At 58.3% G+C, this 17,512-nt stretch carries 14 protein-coding genes; 5 read left to right on the forward strand and 9 right to left on the reverse strand.

Annotation, left to right across the window (positions count from 1 at the left end; translation table 11 throughout):
- Window positions 1-53: 53 nt before the first annotated feature.
- From CO671_RS20700 to CO671_RS20730, 7 genes are all read right to left on the reverse strand, one after another.
- Window positions 54-1,046, reverse strand: coding sequence for a glycosyltransferase (locus tag CO671_RS20700; protein ID WP_097607501.1), 993 nt, complete (start codon window positions 1,044-1,046; stop codon window positions 54-56).
- A 30-nt stretch (window positions 1,047-1,076) separates the two neighbouring features.
- Window positions 1,077-2,066 (reverse strand): glycosyltransferase family 8 protein, encoded by a 990-nt coding sequence (locus CO671_RS20705; RefSeq protein ID WP_097607644.1) that lies wholly within the window; start codon window positions 2,064-2,066, stop codon window positions 1,077-1,079.
- 57 nt (window positions 2,067-2,123) lie between these two features.
- Window positions 2,124-3,176 carry a UDP-glucuronic acid decarboxylase family protein gene (locus CO671_RS20710; protein ID WP_097607502.1) on the reverse strand — a complete coding sequence of 351 codons (1,053 nt, stop codon included), beginning with the start codon at window positions 3,174-3,176 and terminating at the stop codon, window positions 2,124-2,126.
- Between the two features lie 45 nt (window positions 3,177-3,221).
- On the reverse strand, window positions 3,222-4,712 hold the full coding sequence (locus CO671_RS20715) for a sugar transferase (RefSeq protein ID WP_170965021.1): 1,491 nt from the start codon (window positions 4,710-4,712) through the stop codon (window positions 3,222-3,224).
- A gap of 7 nt (window positions 4,713-4,719) precedes the next feature.
- Window positions 4,720-5,586 (reverse strand): WecB/TagA/CpsF family glycosyltransferase, encoded by an 867-nt coding sequence (locus tag CO671_RS20720; RefSeq protein ID WP_097607645.1) that lies wholly within the window; start codon window positions 5,584-5,586, stop codon window positions 4,720-4,722.
- Between the two features lie 467 nt (window positions 5,587-6,053).
- The gene (locus tag CO671_RS20725) at window positions 6,054-8,177 is read right to left on the reverse strand and encodes a right-handed parallel beta-helix repeat-containing protein (RefSeq protein ID WP_097607504.1); all 2,124 of its coding nucleotides are present in this window, start codon (window positions 8,175-8,177) and stop codon (window positions 6,054-6,056) included.
- Window positions 8,174-9,493, reverse strand: coding sequence for an O-antigen ligase family protein (locus CO671_RS20730; RefSeq protein ID WP_097607505.1), 1,320 nt, complete (start codon window positions 9,491-9,493; stop codon window positions 8,174-8,176). The genes CO671_RS20725 and CO671_RS20730 overlap by 4 nt, the downstream gene beginning before the upstream one ends.
- A gap of 518 nt (window positions 9,494-10,011) precedes the next feature.
- Here CO671_RS20730 and CO671_RS20735 point away from each other — a divergent pair.
- From CO671_RS20735 to gmd, 5 genes are all read left to right on the forward strand, one after another.
- Complete coding sequence (locus CO671_RS20735) at window positions 10,012-10,962, forward strand: glycosyltransferase (protein ID WP_097607506.1); 951 nt, start codon at window positions 10,012-10,014, stop codon at window positions 10,960-10,962.
- Window positions 10,959-12,059 (forward strand): glycosyltransferase family 4 protein, encoded by a 1,101-nt coding sequence (locus tag CO671_RS20740; protein WP_097607507.1) that lies wholly within the window; start codon window positions 10,959-10,961, stop codon window positions 12,057-12,059. The genes CO671_RS20735 and CO671_RS20740 overlap by 4 nt, the downstream gene beginning before the upstream one ends.
- Window positions 12,053-13,195, forward strand: coding sequence for a glycosyltransferase family 4 protein (locus tag CO671_RS20745; RefSeq protein ID WP_097607508.1), 1,143 nt, complete (start codon window positions 12,053-12,055; stop codon window positions 13,193-13,195). The genes CO671_RS20740 and CO671_RS20745 overlap by 7 nt, the downstream gene beginning before the upstream one ends.
- Window positions 13,192-15,396: a polysaccharide biosynthesis tyrosine autokinase gene (locus CO671_RS20750; RefSeq protein ID WP_097607509.1), complete on the forward strand. Its 2,205-nt coding sequence runs from the start codon at window positions 13,192-13,194 to the stop codon at window positions 15,394-15,396. Before CO671_RS20745 ends, CO671_RS20750 begins: the two co-directional genes overlap by 4 nt.
- 99 nt (window positions 15,397-15,495) lie before the next feature.
- Window positions 15,496-16,599: a GDP-mannose 4,6-dehydratase gene (gene gmd / locus CO671_RS20755; RefSeq protein WP_097607510.1), complete on the forward strand. Its 1,104-nt coding sequence runs from the start codon at window positions 15,496-15,498 to the stop codon at window positions 16,597-16,599.
- Window positions 16,600-16,684: 85 nt separating this feature from the next.
- On the opposite strand, the gene CO671_RS20760 is transcribed toward gmd, so the two are convergent.
- The gene (locus CO671_RS20760; protein ID WP_097607511.1) at window positions 16,685-16,948 is read right to left on the reverse strand and encodes a hypothetical protein; all 264 of its coding nucleotides are present in this window, start codon (window positions 16,946-16,948) and stop codon (window positions 16,685-16,687) included.
- 48 nt (window positions 16,949-16,996) lie between these two features.
- Window positions 16,997-17,245 carry a hypothetical protein gene (locus CO671_RS20765; protein ID WP_064685191.1) on the reverse strand — a complete coding sequence of 83 codons (249 nt, stop codon included), beginning with the start codon at window positions 17,243-17,245 and terminating at the stop codon, window positions 16,997-16,999.
- Window positions 17,246-17,512 lie beyond the last annotated feature (267 nt).

The raw sequence follows: 17,512 nt of genomic DNA on the forward strand, positions 1-17,512 counted from the left end.
GTGACGCGCATGCGTCACCGGGTTTTGTGTTTCAGGGACCCGTTGATCTCTGCTCATCCTGCGACTCGTCGCCCGATAGAATTCAAGGCGCACCAATACTTCGGCCCGATGGCCCGCTTGCAGACCAACTTGACCCAGGGCAATGAATTTCTGACTTCGGGGCAAACCTCAAGAGCAAAGCGTTGAATAGCCACGGCTGTGGCGACATCGAAATTGTTGAATGCCAGGCCAGCCTGCCGAAGCGCCTGTTTTCCGAGATCTCTGGCAAGAAAACGTCTTAATTTCTCATCTTGCCTGAGGCTATCGGCGCCTTGGCGAAACAGAATATCAAAAGCCTGTTGTCTTTGCCGGAGATCGGGAAGGATAGTTTGTCCATAGTATTGTAGCGACATGTTTGAAGCATGTCTGCGGTACACTGCTTGAACTTTGTTAATGTAACCCACTCCGGCATGTGATGCGAGCCGCAGCCACATCTCCATGTCACCGGCATGCGGCAGTTCCTTATTATAGCCGCCGACCTGTTTTTGCAGCGTCGTTCTTACGACGGCGGTCGGTGTCGGCACCAGGTTGTTGGCTCCGCTCAACCGCATGAATTGCGGACCGGAAAAGACCTGCGTCGCGGGCACGCCGTGGGAGCCGAGAGGATCGACGCGCTTGGTTATGGCGCCACTCGGCTCGGCAATGAGGGCGTTGCCGAACGTAAACCCGACATCCGGATGATCGCGCATCAGTTCCGAAGCGCGGCCGAGCGCACCGGGCAAGAGATAGTCGTCCGCGGAGAGAAGCAGGAATAAATCGCCGCCTGCCCACTCGATTCCCTCATTGTAGGTGGCGATGTGGCCCTTGTTTGCCGCGTGCCGCCGATAGGTGACCCGGCTGTCCCGGGATGCCAGAGCCATTCCGACTTCCGGCGTATTGTCTGGCGAGCAGTCATCCAGAATAAGTACCCGCACATCGACGCCCGCTTGCGTAAGAACACTTTCAACACATTCCTCTAGGAAATGAGCGTAGTTGTAGCAGGGAATGACGACATCAACGCGTTGCACGCTTGTTCCTCCGCAGCCTGTCTTTCGGCTTCACTTTGCTTTATGCACGGACGTTGAGGCGTGCGCCCGCACAGCCGCTTTCGTGTAGGACCATGCAGCTCTCAACAAAGCGGATCGGGCAAGCAGCCGGGAGCCTGCACGCTTCAAACTGCTCTGAAGGCGCCCCCAACGTGTAAGGGCAAAACGGGTCCGGGACCGAAACGTGTCGTAAAAGGCGACGTTCGGGCTCAAGCTTCCTGTTTTCCAAGGCTTCACATTGGTCACGAAATGAACGATGGCGGGCTTCTGCTCGAGCGCGATGCCGGCGATCGCCCGCATCGGCTCGAATTGAAAATTCCACGCCCGGTCCAAGATCTTCCACTTTCCGTCGCAGGCAACGTTGAGAGCGTCCTGGTCGGAATATTCCGTCGTCGGAAAGCGCTCAAGATAATCCAGCGATCGTTCCGATATTCGCTCGTTTCGCCATTTTGCAAGGTCGATAAGGAGAATGCCGGCGTTGAAATACCGTTTGACCCGAGCGCCCCCTGTTGCACCTGGTCCGTTGCGCGCAGCGCTATCCAGCCAGTAATCGGGTACCGCGCCGATCACCGCGTCGCCGAGGTCGGTATTCCATAACTGTTCAAGCGCAGTCAGCACCAGGATGTCGCCATCCAGATACAGAGCCCGGTCGCAGGTCTGCGGAAGGAACTGCGGCAGAAGGATCCTTGCAAAAGTCATCCTGGAAACGCCGGGGCGCGTGGAAAATCCGCTTGCGAAGGACAATGTGGCGATGGGATGCCACTGAATGACGGCAGAACTTGCCGGTAGAGATTCAAAGATCCGTCGCTTTGTTTCTTCGCCTATGCCCTCATGAATGACATGGATGTCCAGGGGCCATGCGCTCTGGTTATTCTCGGCGACCGATCTAAGGGCGGTCGCCAAGGGGACGGCGTAGGCCGCATCGACCGCAAAGACGATGGGGCCTAACCGCTGTTTTGTGCCCGCAGGGGCGACTCCTGTTGGTACGCTACGCACATTCATGTTTCCGGCATATCCCATCGAAAGAGAGCTTCGCCTTGTAATGATCGACGTTGCCGTTCATGGCCGGATTGCTGCGGCTTCCTGAACAGGAAGGCCGACGGCTGGGGTAGTCAGATGGGCGTAACCCGTTCGCTGGGCCCGGGCGCCGGCCATGCTCTTGCCTCCGCCTGAAAGCTTCCACTCGAAATATGCAATCGTTTTCTCAAGACCTTCACGCAGATTCACCGTCGGCTGCCAGCCGAGGTCCTGCGTTGCGCGGGAAATGTCGGGCTTTCGCTGCGTCGGATCGTCGATCGGCAAAGGATTGTAGACGATGCTTGATTTCGATCCCGTCATCTCGATGACCATTTCGGCCAGTTCCCGGACCTGGAATTCTCCCGGGTTACCGAGATTGATCGGACCGGTAACACCGGCGGGCGCACCCATCAGGCGGATGAAGCCCTCGATCAGATCGTCTACATAGCAGAACGAGCGCGTCTGCGTGCCGTTGCCGAAGATGGTGATCGGCTCGTTTTGAAGTGCCTGAACGATGAAATTGGAGACGACGCGGCCGTCATTGGTCTGCATGCGCGGCCCATAGGTATTGAAGATCCGCGCCACCCTGATTTCGACGCCGTATTGACGATGATAGTCGAAGAACAGCGTCTCGGCGCACCGCTTGCCTTCGTCATAACATGCCCGCGGACCGATGGGATTAACGCTGCCTCGATACTCCTCGGGCTGGGGGTGGACGGCCGGATCGCCATAAACTTCGCTCGTCGATGCCTGGAAGATCTTCGCCTTGGTGCGTTTGGCCAGGCCGAGCATATTGATGGCACCGTGCACATTGGTCTTCACCGTCTGCACGGGGTCGTGCTGATAGTGGACCGGAGATGCCGGACAGGCGAGGTTGTAGATCTCGTCGACCTCCACATAAAGCGGGAAGGTAATGTCATGACGGAGCACCTCAAAGCGAGGATCGTCAAGGAGATGCAGCACATTGTCGCGCGAACCGGTGTAGTAGTTGTCCACGCAGAGGACGTCATTGCCCTCTCGCAAAAGCCTTTCGCACAGGAATGATCCCAGAAATCCGGTGCCACCGGTAACCAAAACTCGCTTGTGTCCGTGCATTGATGTGCTCCATTGTTGATGATTGCGCGCAGGACGAGAAACCGGTCAGCAGGCTCCCTTGCCCTTCAAGACCGCAGGAATTGTGCTGAGAAGGATGTGCCAGTCGAACCACAAGGACCGGTTATCGATGTAGAACCCGTCGAGTTGCTGCTGCAGCTCGATGTTCGCATCGCTTCGTTCGGATATCTGCCAGAGGCCTGTCAGGCCCGGTATGACCGAACGGCGCTTGTCACGAAAATCGCTATCCATCGCCGAGAGGTGATACTCCGGAAACGGACGGGGTCCCACGAAGGCCATTTCCCCCGCAATGATATTCACCAGCTGCGGGAGCTCATCGATGCTCGATGCGCGAAGGAGATGTCCGATCACCGGCAAGACGCGCGGATCCTCCCGAAGCTTGAAGTGAGTGGACCATTCGGCTTGTGCGGCTGGATTGTCTCGGAACAACGCTTCGAGGCGTTGTTCCGCATCTCGGTACATCGTCCTGAGCTTCAGGACGTGAACCGGCTTGCCAAACAAACCTTCCCTGGCGTGCCTGAAGAAAACCGGCCCCGGATCGATGGCATAGATCGCCGCAGCAGCAATGAGAATGACGGGCATAAGCACCAGCACTGCGGGGATGGCGATCGCCAGATCGAGGGCGCGACGCACCAGGTTCGAGTTTGCCGCCCCCCCGCTGCTCGCCAAGCGAACACCGATCTCGCCGCCGATCTCCGCCGGTCGCAATCCGGCCACTTTGACGTTCGGCGTGTCGGAGAGAAGGATGACTTCGGCGAACGTCTGACGCAACGTCGCCAACTCGGCGATGTGTGAGCCCGTATCATCGGCGATCAAGGCAATCGATGGGCGGTCATCGGGTGATGGGTCCGAAATGTCGAGGGAGCAGGATTCCGGCCGAATGCCATACTGCCAATGGTCTTTGAAATGCGCGATGAGCGCGGGGATACGGTTGCGGCTCCCGATGATCACCGCCCGCTCTCCCCAGACACCGAGTCTGCGCGACAGACCACGGGCAACCCCATGCATGGCAGGCTGAACAATCAACCCGAGGCCAAGAAACCCAAAAAGGGGAAGCAGCAGTCGCGTCCCTTCCGGTAGCAGGATTGCCCCAAGCGCCGCAATGACAGCCACCTTGACAGACGCCATCGTGCGGCGGCGCAGATGTTCGTGGTCGTGGATCCGATAGCCAGGATAGAGCGCGCTCGACGCATAGAGGATGATCGCTGCCAGTGCTGCGAGTGCGCAAGCACGCTCCAGCAGCATGTTCTCCGAACCGTATGGAAGAAACAGCAAAAGAAGAGAGTAGGCGATGAGATAGCTCGCGATGTCGCCGGCAACCAAGATCGACGACGTAGCAAGCCGAGGTGCCCTGCGTCCGAGTGGAGCTGGTATATTCAGCCTTAGCCCCTTGCCGAACGCAGCGCCCGGCGTGGCGTTTGCCATCGGCGGGACAGAATTTGCCGGACCCGTTCGCGTGGCCACATCATTTGGGGTGATTGCCTTCGGCAGGTCGGATATCGACGCTAGTAGGGACATGATGGCTTTACACCTTTACAGCTACTGCTTTTGGCGCGCTCGATCCAAAAACCTCGTCTTCGATGGGAAATTTCCGAAGTCCCAGTCTCTGGAATGCTGTCAGTGAGATGAAGGTCGGCACGACGAGCGCATAGCGCCGCCACAGCCGTCGCGGCTCGCACAGAAGACGAAACACCCATTCGAAGCCGCTTCTTTGAATGATCCTGGGAGCCTGTCGCTTCAGGCCGGCGTGGAAGTCGAATGCAGCGCCGACACCGATGAGCATCGATGCATCAAGACGATCGCGCATGCGAGCCATCCAGAGCTCCTGCTTGGGGCTGCTCAGACCGACCCAGATAATATCCGCGCCTGACCGATTGATCCGCTCCGCAATATCCGTCTCTTCCTGCAGCGACAATTGATGAAAAGGCGGTGCGTAGCAGCCGACGATCTGCGCTTCCGGGAATCTTGCGAGAAGGCGCGCTTGCAACTGCTCCAGCGTCTCGGTCGTCGCGCCATAGAGGAAGTGGCGCACGCCTTTGGATCTGCCGGCGTCGAAAACGGATAGCATCAGGTCAGGTCCGTAGACCCGGTCGCTCTCCAAATGGCCGGCACGTTTCAATGCCCATACCAACGGCATGCCGTCAGGGGTCACGAGGAACGCCCGGTTATGGATCGACCGAAGCTCGGCATCGTCCTGGCATCGGACGATGCCGTGCGCGTCGCGAACGCACACATATTCCTTCCTGCCGTCTTCGATCGCGTCTTGAATAAGTCCGGTCGCGCTTTTGAGATTGACTGCCGAAATGCGAACACCAAGGACATTCGTCCACCCCAAGGAGCCCTTCGGATGGAGAACTGAAGTTTGGCTGCTGTCTGCTGATTGCTTTCTCATGACCTGCGCTTTCGCGACCGAAACTGTCATCAGAATATCCTGGTAGACCGATTGCCTCCATACTTGCCGCTCCAGCTATTGGACGTAGAATAGTCTTTTCGTTTACGTCTTATGCCGAGATGACGTACAATATTCGAAGTAAGTCTGCGTACCCCATAGCTTGCCACGTTGCTCCTTATGATGAACGCCGCCCCGAAATTGCGCTTTGACCCGAGCAGAGCCGCAGAAGATATCGTTCCGTGCGAGCGAAGATGGTTAGGATTGAGCACGAACAAGCCGGGAAGAGAGACATGGTGAACCGATAGGGGAGATGGCGGCGCCGGCTGGCGAGCCTTCGGTTCGATCGTCACGCTCCACTCGTCGATGCTCTTGCCTGCAGCAGGCACCACTATCCTTGATCGGCAGTACAAGTTGCCGCGGCGCCGGACTTAATCGCCACAGAACACCGTTGGTGGCGGTGCCCCTTGTTACTCTGGCGCGACTACGCTTCCCGTGTCCGCCCCGGCCTTCTGAAGATCCTCCAGACTGCCAAACTCTCCGGACCGCATGATTTCAGGATCTACTCGGAAGCTCTGGCTGCTCAAATTGCCGATGTAGCGGTTACGCGCGAATTGCACATATCCGGCCCCGTGGTCCGGAGCATGGACATATGCTGCAAGCCCATTGCTACTGTCGATCGACACGACATTGCTCTCGATACGATTTGGGCGTGCCCAGGGCGGGTGCCAGCCCCTGCCGGTACCGTCATCAACGCGAAAAGCCGCGCCCGATCCGCCTGTGATGACGTTTCCCGTCACCAGGTTGCTCCAGCCGCCGTTGATGCCGATCGCCGATACGTTGTCCGAGAGCGAATTTCCTTCGATGCGCAGCCCGCTCGCCTTCCCATCCGTGTAGATTGCCCAGCTGATCGGAGACGGCCATTCGCTGGTGTTTTCATATCCGGGAGGCCAGAACGTGCCGTCGGCCCTGTTCATGAGGTGACCGGTCCCGGTCACGAGATTGGAGCGGATGATGCTGTTCAACGGGTCGGCCTGCTCGCCCATCATCTTGATGGCGCCGCCATCGGCAGTCTGTTGGTTGGCGTTACGGACCACATTGTGCTCGATGACGGCGTTATAGACCGCGTCATTGGAACCCCACAGCGAACCGCCGGCGATCCCGAACTGCGCCGTGTTTTCGATCCGGTTGTCGGCGATCCTGACATTGTCGGCCGCCTGGAACCATATTCCGGCGGTCTCGATGTAAACCTTTCCGATGTCATGGATGTGGTTTGAAAGGATTCTGGACCCGTCCGACTTGCCGAAGGTGCCATAATTGGTGCCGACGTAAATCCCGTTGCCAGCCACATCCGCGATCACGTTGCCGGCGATCAACGCGTCCTTGCTTTCCGTCACATGGATCCCGACGCCGACATTCTCGATATTGTTGCCGAGGATTTTGACACCATCGGCGTGTTCGATCCGGATCGCGCCAAATCCTCTCGTATCCGTATAAAATTTGCCGCTGCCTTCAGGCGCTCCATCTCTAATCTCAAGCCCCGATACAACCATCCCATTGGCGCCATCCAACTTTAGAAATGTCGGCAGAACGCCCGCAACGACAACTGAATCGGGGAACGACTGATCGACAGGGATATAGTGAAGCTCGCCCGCGGCAAGGCCGTACCACCACTCTCCGGGAGCATCGAGCAGGGCCTTGGCTCCGGTGAGGAAGTAGCGGCTGCCTTCTGCGGTAAAGAAAAAGCCTGTGCCCTTGGTGAAAACTGTACGGCCTGCGCCATCGATCGATACAACCGGCAGCGTATCGTTACCCCACTGGGTTCCAGGTCGATACCCTCCAACAATGTTCACGACCAGCCCACCGGCATCAACCACATCCGGAAGATCGCCGGCATGGAAGCAAAAGCGCGTGTTTCCATCCCATATATCGATTGCGGGCTTGCACTTTGCGGCGAATAACCACCCCTTGCGCGGATCGCCATCAGCGGGTGCGTCGGGGAATCGAGCGCGAGTTTGCCGTACGCCATTGAGGAACAGGTCACCGACGCCTTCATCCGGCGGCAATTTCAGCAGCGCGGTCCAGCGGCCATCGGACTGCTGCGCCCAGCTGCCCACGCGTGGCCCGCCATGCAAAACCGGCGCTTCATTGCATCTGGCTGTGAGGACCAAACCCGTATCGCGGGCGTCGAAGACGATCGGCTGAGTGAGGTAGTAATCGCCTTTACCCAGTGCGATCGCGGTGGGACCGCCCTTCTCACGGGCAGCATCACGGGCTCTTTCAATGCTGGCGAATGGACCGTCGCCCCCCTGCTGGTTTGCGGTCGGGAGCAGGCCGCTCCAGGTGTCTTTTCCATCGGGAGAAACGTAAAATATCGTCCGCGCCGCGGTGCTGCTGCTCAATGCGTCGCTTAAGGAAGTCCCATTCAATTTGGCTGACCAAGGCGCGGAAGCTTCCGCGCAGGTCGCCTCCCTTATGAGGATCTGCAGGCGCTCGGGCGCATCCAAATCCCTCGCGCCTGGAGCGGGATTGCCGGAGTTCGGAAAGAGCATCACAGGCAAAATGCTCAGGATCAGTCCGAAAGGCCGGCTCACGATATCTGCAACCCGGTCGTAAAGCCGCGCGAAGGCACCTGCCAAGGTGGCGCATGGCTGACCGACACGACAGGCGCGTACAGCGAAAACATGATGATCGCTGCGGTGAACAGGATGAACATGGTGTCATTCTGAACGAAGAAGGAACTCTCGGTCAGATTCATCACCAAAATCATGATCGTCAGGACGTTGAGCCAAAGCCATCCGTACTGCGGATCGCGGCATTGAAGGACCGCCCCTTGGCGGATCGCATGGAGAAGCATCAGAACAAATGGGATCATTCCCACAACTCCAAAGCTCAACAAGATATCGCGATATCCGTTATGCGCATGGGGCGCCGCCCAGCCGATCTTTAGCCACATTTGCGTCGCTTGCGGGTTCACGGTTGTCCAGAAAGCCTGGTATCCGTAGCCGAGCATCCAACGATCGGATATTTCGCGGTCAACCAGTTCCCACAACGGCACCCGACCCGTCAAAGTCGCGTCCTTTCCGAGCGCTTCGAGGGCCGGAACCAGAAATTCGTGCAGCGAAATCAGAATGCCGAGAGACAGCTGAACGAAAGACAGGACGATGACGACGCGGCCAACGCTGCTGCTTCTTTGCAACAGCGTATAAAATCCGATCAGGCAATAGCACACTGACGTTGCAATGATCGCGGTCATCGATCCGGAGCCTGCAAGGCAGATAATCCCCGCCGCCAGCATGACCAGCGCGGTTCGCCGAAGGCCGAGCGTTCCGTCAAGCAGCACGGCCGTCGCCACCAAGGTCATCAAGGACGCGTACCAACCCAGCACGTTCTTGTGAATGAAGACGCCCCGCATGGCACCATCCGGCATCAAGGCGAGACTTGGCGACGTCACGGCAATAACGACACTGAGGACGTTGCAGGCTCCAAGGGTCACAAATAACAGGAACAGCAGTTGCCTTGGCGTGAAACGTATCGCCAGGACGTAGGAAAGAAGCACACAAAAGAAAAGGCCGATTGCCCGCCTCAAGCTTGTTGGAGGTCCGATTGACCAGAGGGTGGACAAGAACGGCAGGATAAGGATGAGGGGAACAAGCAGATTTCGCCTGAGCGCTGTCAGAAATTGCGGAAAATTGCGCACCAGGACCACGAGTGTAAAAACGTATACGGGAAAGCACGGAAGCCGCAGTATAGATTTCGCAGATTCGCTGAGCGATCCGTCCGGATCTGCCAGGATAAGCGGCAGAAAAGCGCCCGCCTGGAAAAACAGGGATATGGCGGCGCCCCAGCATTCGATGGCCCGCCAACTAATGGCGGGTCCACTGGCAGTTCTGAGGCTATCTACTCTCATCATCCGTTCCGACTGAGTTGAACAGATAAGCGACTGTTGATCGCGGCAGATCAAACGACAGGTGTCGGCCCGCGTGGCTGCGCTGCTTTCAAGCAATCATCCGGCCACATCCGCAGTCAACCTGTCCTAGGGAGGGGCGGGCTACGCCTAATGCACCTTCTCTCCACCCAAAGGCGATGGTGCGGCTAATCTCCGAGCCGGCATCTACCCCAAAGGCGGGTCTTCGTGTCCGTATGATTGCCCTTAAGAGCAGGTGTTGCGCATGTCCGTTCACCGGTACCGTGGCGATGAATGTCTCGTGAAGCGTGGTGATTAAGCCGCGCTCCATTGGACCAAGGCAACAATTCTGGCAGAGGCTGTCTCTGCAGTCGAAGCCTGGAAGGTTTAGGATTGCTATGTTCCTGCGTCATGATCCTAGTTCTCCATGCAATGCGACGGGCGCTCCACCTGTCGTGGCCCTGCGCAGCTTTGCGCCGCTGCAGAGCGGCGCATGGCGACAACCTGCCTGAGAGCGCGTCATGGAGCGGCCGACCCTCAGCGTCCTCATCAATAATTACAACTACGCACGCTTTGTCGGGCGGGCGATCGACAGCGTGCTGAGCCAGGCCGAGGGCAACGTCGAGATAATCGTTGTCGATGACGGATCTACCGACGACTCGCGCTCCGTTCTGGAAGCCTATGACAACCGGGTGAAGGTGATCTTTCAGGAGAACGCGGGACAGGCCGCTGCGATCAATACCGCGGTAGGATCGAGCGCCGGCGAGATCCTCTGCTTCCTGGACGCCGACGACTGGTGGGCGCCGAACAAGCTGTCGGCGACGGTTGCAGCCTTCCGGACAAACCCTCGAGCATCGCTTGTCTATCACCGGCTGCAGCCGACGCTTGTCGATGGCACCCCGACGTCCAAGCCGATCCCTCGAACCCTGTGTTCGGGTGCCTTGTCGCCGCTGCTTACAAGATCGGCGGGCTGGTGGCCTTTTCCGATGACGTCGGCCATCGCGGTACGGCGAAGCAGTTGGAATGCCGCGGGCAGCATTCCAGAACAGTTCCGCATATCGGCCGACGCCTGGCTCGTAGGGATCTATCCATTTCTGGGGGACGTGATTGCCATGCCGGATCCGCTGGGCTTCTACCGTATCCACAATAACAACTGGTACCGCTCTGCCGAAGATGCCGCCACGCTCAGGAGACGGATGACGCACTGGCAGCATACCGTTGAAGCAACGAACCTGTTTCTCTCAGCCCATGACCTGCCGGCGAGACTACATCTGAGGGACCACTATCCCTATCGCATCGCGTCGGCCAAGCTGCAGGGCGCCGATGCGCTCACGCGGTTCAAGCTTGCCGTCGAAGGCCTGTTCTTTGCCGGCGAACCGAACCTGCTCAGGCGGACGCGCGACAGCCTGCGCTCGGCGCGCGGCCTGTCACGGCTCGGTCTGGACGTCGGCTTGTCGGGGGTAGCGAAATGAAGGCGCTGCTGTTGGTTTCCGAACTGGAAGACTATACCATCTCCTTTGCCAGCGGCGTCGCCCAGCACCTCGATGTCGTGCTTGCCGTGCCGCGCCGGCGCTATGCACATCTCGCCTCTTCCTTCGACCCGGCTGTCGACCTGCACCTTCTGGACTGGCCGAGACACCGTTCTCTCTCCAATCCGTGGTTTCTGTATCAGCTTACGCGGCTGATCCGGCGCGAACAGCCGAACCTTATTCATCTCCTCAGCAATTCTACGCTTTGGCTGAACTTCGCCGTGCCGTTCTGGCGCCCGATCCCGCTTGTGACGACCATCCACGACGTCGAAATCCATCCGGGTGACTCCGATACGCGTACATTGCCCGGCTGGGCCCCCGAACTGATGGTGAAGCAATCCGGACACCTTGTCGTGCATGGCCAGGGACTGAAGCGGATGGTCCTCGATCGATATGCAAAATCGCCGGACTGCGTCCATGTTCTGTCGCATCCCTCCATCCTTCGCTATGCGGAACTCGCCCGGCGACAGAAAATGGCGCCGCGCGAGGCGGACGGAACGATACGCGTCCTGCTGTTCGGACGGATTTTTGCCTATAAGGGCCTGGAACATCTGGTCCGGGCCGAGGCGATGCTCAAGGACGTGCTCCCCAACCTGCGCGTCACGGTCGCGGGCCGTGGCGACAATCCGGCGATATTCCTGCCGCTTATGGGGGATGCCGACCGCTATGATATTCGCAATCGTTTTATCGAAGATGCAGAGGTCGCCCAGCTTTTCCTGGACACCGATATTGTCGTGCTTCCCTATACGGAAGCATCCCAAAGCGGCGTGCTCAACCTTGCCGCCGCATTTGGCAAACCGGTCATCGTTACTGACGTCGGCGAGTTGCGGGAGACCGTTCAGCCCAACGGGCTGGGAATGGTGGTCCCTCCCGGAGACGCCAAAGAGCTCGCGGCAGCGATCAGGGCACTGGCAGAGGACGGCGAGCTCAGAAACAAGCTCGGCGCCAATGCGCTCGAATGGGCCAAAGGGCCGAATTCGCCTGAACGGGTCGGCGGCCAGGCCGCAGCAGTTTATCGGGAGGTGGTCGGGTCATGCTGATGGAAGCCCTCACAGACAGAAGCGGGCTGACGGCACGCAGCGCTGCGAGCGTCCGCCACTATCTTCCGGGCGGCTGCGAGAACGGCGGCGGCATCGGCCGGCTCGTCGGCTATATAACAGAGACGGCAAAACAGACCGGCACCAAGCATTTCGTCACCGATACGAGAGGGGTTCGGTGGTCAAAATTGACATCGCCGGCGCGACTGGCCGGTGCCATCCTGACGATGGCAAAGGACCGGATCGTTGCGCCTGACCGCATTCACCATATCCATATCGCTGGCCGCGGGAGCACCTCCCGCAAACTGATCCTGACCGCGGCTGCCCGTTTGCTAGGGTGCTGCCACATATTGCACCTTCACGACTACGATTACGCCGGCGATTTCGCGCAACGCTCGCCGGGTCAACAACGGCTCATCCGCCGGATGTTTCAGAATGCCGACCGCGTCGTGGCACTGGGCCAGCGCGATCGCGCGACGCTGACAACGCTTCTCGGTGTCGACGAGCGCCGCGCGGTCGTTGCCCATAATTGCGTCCCCGATCCCGGAACGCACAATATTCGCGGCGGCGGGACACCGTTGATCGTATTCCTCGGCCGGTTGAGCGAACGCAAGGGTGTCACGGAGCTTCTGTCAGCCCTGAGCCACCCGCTTATGAAAGAACTCCGGTGGCGGGCCGTACTGGCCGGCGATGGCCCTGTCGAGCATTATCGCCGTGTGGCTGACGCCATGGCGCTATCCGATCGGGTCGAAATGCCTGGCTGGCTTGACGCCGGTGAGGCGCGAGCCTTGTGTGGGCGTGCAGATATTCTGGTCTTGCCGTCGCACGCCGAAGGGCTGGCAATGGCCGTGCTCGAAGGACTGTCCCATGGGCTCGCCGTCGTCACCACGCGCGTCGGGGCGCATGACGAAGTCATTACCGATGGCGAGACCGGTATCTTCGTGCCGGTAGGAGACCAGAATGCCCTGGCGGCGGCTTTGGCAAAGCTGGTGTCTGATCCAGAATTATGCATCCGCCTCTCCGTCCAGGGACGCGCACATTATCTCAACCATTTCAGCATGATGGCCTATATGCGGTCGCTCGAAAATCTTTACGGAACCGTATCCGCGAAACCTCAAGCATGGGTTGACGCACGATGACGATTTCCACTCTTCCGCCGGACCGCAACCTTCCGATCTCGTCGATGCGATACGATCCTCGCGCTCAGGTAGAGACCAAGGCGGATAACCTGGACCTCGCATCCGCCTTTCGTCTGCTCCGGCGAAGAATGGTCATGATCATTGCGATAACCGTGCTGCTGGTGGCGCCCGCGGCGATTACGATCTCCGGGATGAAGCCCGCCTATCAGGCCTGGGCCCGGTTGATTATCCACCAGCCTCTCGCAAAGACACTTGGTGAGGAGGATACCAGCAGCGGTGATATGCTTGACGCGAAAGCGGAAACTGAGCGGCTTCTATCCAGAAGTATTGCAGAGCGGGTCGTTCGCGAGTTGCGGCTTAACCTGCGGCCGGAATTCAATCCAGCGCTGCGGGAGCCCTCATTCTTTGAGAGCATCCGGACAAAATTGCGCGGCCTGTTCGATCCGCGAAAACCCGCCGAGCCGGTGCGCGACGGCATCGACGCCGTCATCCCGGAATTTTTTAGGGCGCTCGGCGTCTGGCACGAAGATAAGAGCAACGTTATCCAGATCAGCTTCACCACGAATGACCCTCAACTCGCAGCCGCGGTTCCGAACCGTGTCATCAGCATCTACCTCGATGAGCGGAAGGGCAATGTCCGCAGCCGACTCGATTCAGCGGAAAAATGGATCCTGCAGCGCATCTCCGAACAGAAGGCTCGCGCGGATATTGCGCGCGAGGCTGCCCGAAACTATCAAGAATCGATGGACGTCGTCTCGAAAGAGGACGCTCAGGATGAACGGCTCAAATCACTTATAGAACTCACCGGCCGCGAAGGGAAAATTGAGGAAAGCCGGGTTGAGGTAAAGGCGGTGATATCGACGCTTGAGGCAGCGGATAGCGCTTCGGTCGCTGTGCAGAACATCGCCCTCCCGGACGACATTGCCACAAAGCAACGTGATCTTCACGCACAGGAGGCAGATCTTGCCCGTCTGCTTGAACTGTACGACGGCAATGCCGAGGCCGTCGTGGATTTGCGCGGGAAAATCCAAAAATCCCGCGCCGATCTCAACCTGGCGACCAAGCAATATCTGCAAACAATGCGCGCCAAGCTCGCCGCGCTTGACCATGAGGCTGCCGCAGTACAATCCGTCCTGGATGTCGCTCATGAAAAACGCGCACGCGACGCCCTCGTGCAAACGGAATTGACGCGACTGCAGCGGATCGCCGACAAGGAACAAACGGCGCTCGAAAAGTTTGAGGACCAGCGCCGTGACCTCGTCGGCAAAGCCAAGCTTCCCGCAGCCGAATTGGAAGTCTTATCACCGGCTTCGGTGCCGCTCGCATCGCAGGGCCGTGGACGGCTTTTCTATCTGGTGAGCGCCCTTCTGGCTGCAATCTCGGCAGCGGTAACGGCTGCTTTCGTGGTTGAAATGTGGGACCGGTCCATCCGGAGTTTCGACCAAATAGCAGGAATGGCCCGCACGATACCGGCTGGGCTTATCCCGCGGCTGGCGCGGAAGGAAAATCCGAAGACGATTTTCGGACATGTGCAGGTCCCGATGTTTGACGAAGCAATCCGCACCGTGATCCTTACACTCAAACAGTCCAACGGGGGCAAGTTGCCGAACAGTATCGTCGTTACGTCGGCTCACAGCGGAGAAGGCAAGTCGCTTATCGCAAGATCGCTGGCTATGGAACTCGCCGCCGCGGCAATTCCGGTGCTGTTGGTCGACGGCGACCTTCGACGGGGAGAACTCGAGTCCTATTTCAAGTCGGGGCTACAGCAGGGATTGAACGAATTCCTGAATGGCCACGCCGATATCCGCGACATCGTCGACCACCATCCAAGCGGTATCGATTTCATTCCATCCGGCAAGTTCAGTCTTCAGCGGCGGGTCCGTTCGAATGGCCTGGCAGAAATCATCGAAATGGCGGGCGCGGCCGGCCGGATCGTCATCTTCGACAGCGCGCCTGTGCTCGCCTCGACGGACACGGTGCTTTTGACTGCGCTGGCGGAAAGAACACTGGCAGTCGTCAGATGGGGAAAGACGAGCCGCCGCGCGGTCGAGTTCAGCCTGCAACAAATGAAAAGCCCGCGAAATTCGGAAATCATTGTCGCGATCAACAGCGTAAATCCTAAACAGCACGCGCTGTATAATTTCAGCGACTCAGAGCTGTTTTCGAGATCCTTGATGAAGTACTATAACTTCAAGGTATAAATACACCGCACGTGCGATTCAAACGCCGATTTTCTCTGAAGCTGCACAACAATACAGCATCATCTGCTTCTGCATTTGTATTCGAGTTGGAGAGCAATCATGGATACGGGAATGAAAAAGAACCGAAAAGTTGCGCTGATAACGGGTATAACAGGCCAGGACGGTGCGTATTTGGCCGAAATGCTGCTGGACAAGGGCTATATCGTCCACGGCCTCAAACGACGTTCGTCGTCCTTCAACACCAGTCGCATCGAGCATCTGTACGAGGATCCCCATGTCGACAATCCTCGCTTCATTTTGCACTTCGGGGACATGACCGATTCAACCAATCTCATCCGCGTCATACAGGAAACACAGCCGGACGAGATCTATAATCTCGCCGCACAGAGCCACGTCCAAGTTTCGTTCGAGACGCCGGAATATACTGCGAACGCGGATGGAACCGGCACCCTGCGGCTGCTGGAAGCAATTCGCCTCCTTGGGTTGACCAAGAAGACCCGCTTCTATCAAGCGTCCACTTCGGAGCTCTACGGCAAGGTTCAGGAAGTTCCGCAGAGCGAAACGACACCCTTCTACCCTCGATCACCCTACGCGGCGGCCAAGCTCTATGCCTATTGGATTGTCGTCAATTATCGCGAGGCCTATGGCATGCATGCCTCGAACGGGATTTTGTTCAATCATGAAAGCCCGATCCGCGGCGAAACATTCGTGACCCGTAAAATCACCCGGGCGGCGGCTGCGATCCATCTTGGATTGCAGGACCGGCTCTATCTCGGCAATCTGGATGCGAAGCGCGACTGGGGACATGCACGAGAATATGTCCGCGGCATGTGGCTGATGCTTCAGCAGGACGAACCGGGGGACTATGTCCTTGCGACCGGCGAAACGCACTCGGTTCGTTCCTTTGTGGACAAGGCCTTTGCCAAGGTGGGCATGCCAATTGATTGGCGTGGGAGCGGTGTCGAGGAAAAAGGATACGATAAGACATCCGGTCAGTGTGTCGTGGAGATCGATCCAGCCTACTTCCGCCCGACTGAAGTTGATCTTCTGATTGGCGATCCGACGAAGGCGCACACGCAGCTTGGCTGGAAACATGAAACCAGTCTTGATCAGCTGGTTGCGGAGATGGTTCGCGAGGATCTGAAAGTCATGGCACGAAATGTTCCGTCGGTCGGTGCGACTAAAAGTTTTGCCTATGCCTGAGTGATCGACAGGCTTGCTGAAAGCGGTCCATGGCGACAAGGATCCTCAGCAGGAACGCGGCGATCCGATCGCCGCGTCAAGGCGCTCAGTCACGCTCGACGAATTTGTTGAAGCGGCTTGTCTTTCCATCCTTGGTCTCATCCTGGTAAAGAAAGGCAAGCTTGTTTTCGTCGAAGATTCTGAAGAACTCGTCCCAGCCGATCTCGTCGAATTCTTCTTCCTTGTCCCCGAAATCGATGCGCAGGACGCCGCCTTTGCCGGCGGTCCGGATGGCCGCCGGCCTGCCCTTCCTGTCCTCCGCCCATTTGCGAATTTTTCTGTGGTCCGTCGTTGTCTCGGAACTGCTCATCGAAATCTCCATCGGTTGTCTTTTGTGGCGCAAACCGGCCGACAACAGTCACAGCAGCGGTTGCCTTTGCTTCCATTCGCGATACGGTGCGAGCAGTCGACCGGGATAGCGCCGCTCGATCTCGCTTTCGGCCAAAGCAATGCGGGAGATAATCTCTTCTACCGCGTCGCCCTCCTCGGCAGCGTTGCTCGCTTTTTCCAGATCGTTCATGGTCCCGAACAGCTCGTCATCCGTCATTGTCTCCAGGCGGGAGGCGAGATCTTCGACCGGTTCGTTGACAAGCGAATTGCTGGACATGGGCGCGCCTCTTGCTGATGCCTGTCCAACTTCGCTCTTCACACTAAGTTCCGCTGCTGCACGTCGGATTATCAAATGGTCCGCGATCCGCCGGACAGCGCGGAGACGTTCGATACCGCCTCCGGCGCGTGTTAGAATCGATGCCGTGCTGACGGGCGCAGCGATGCGGTGCGTAAGAAAACCGTGGCGGCAAACGAACCCAGGCCATCGGTGCCGCTGCTTCGGAACAACCACCTGCTTTCGGCTGTTTTCTCCTGGAGCGGAGGT

Origin of the sequence: Rhizobium sp. M10 (assembly GCF_002531955.1) — a bacterium.
GTDB lineage: Bacteria > Pseudomonadota > Alphaproteobacteria > Rhizobiales > Rhizobiaceae > Rhizobium > Rhizobium etli_C.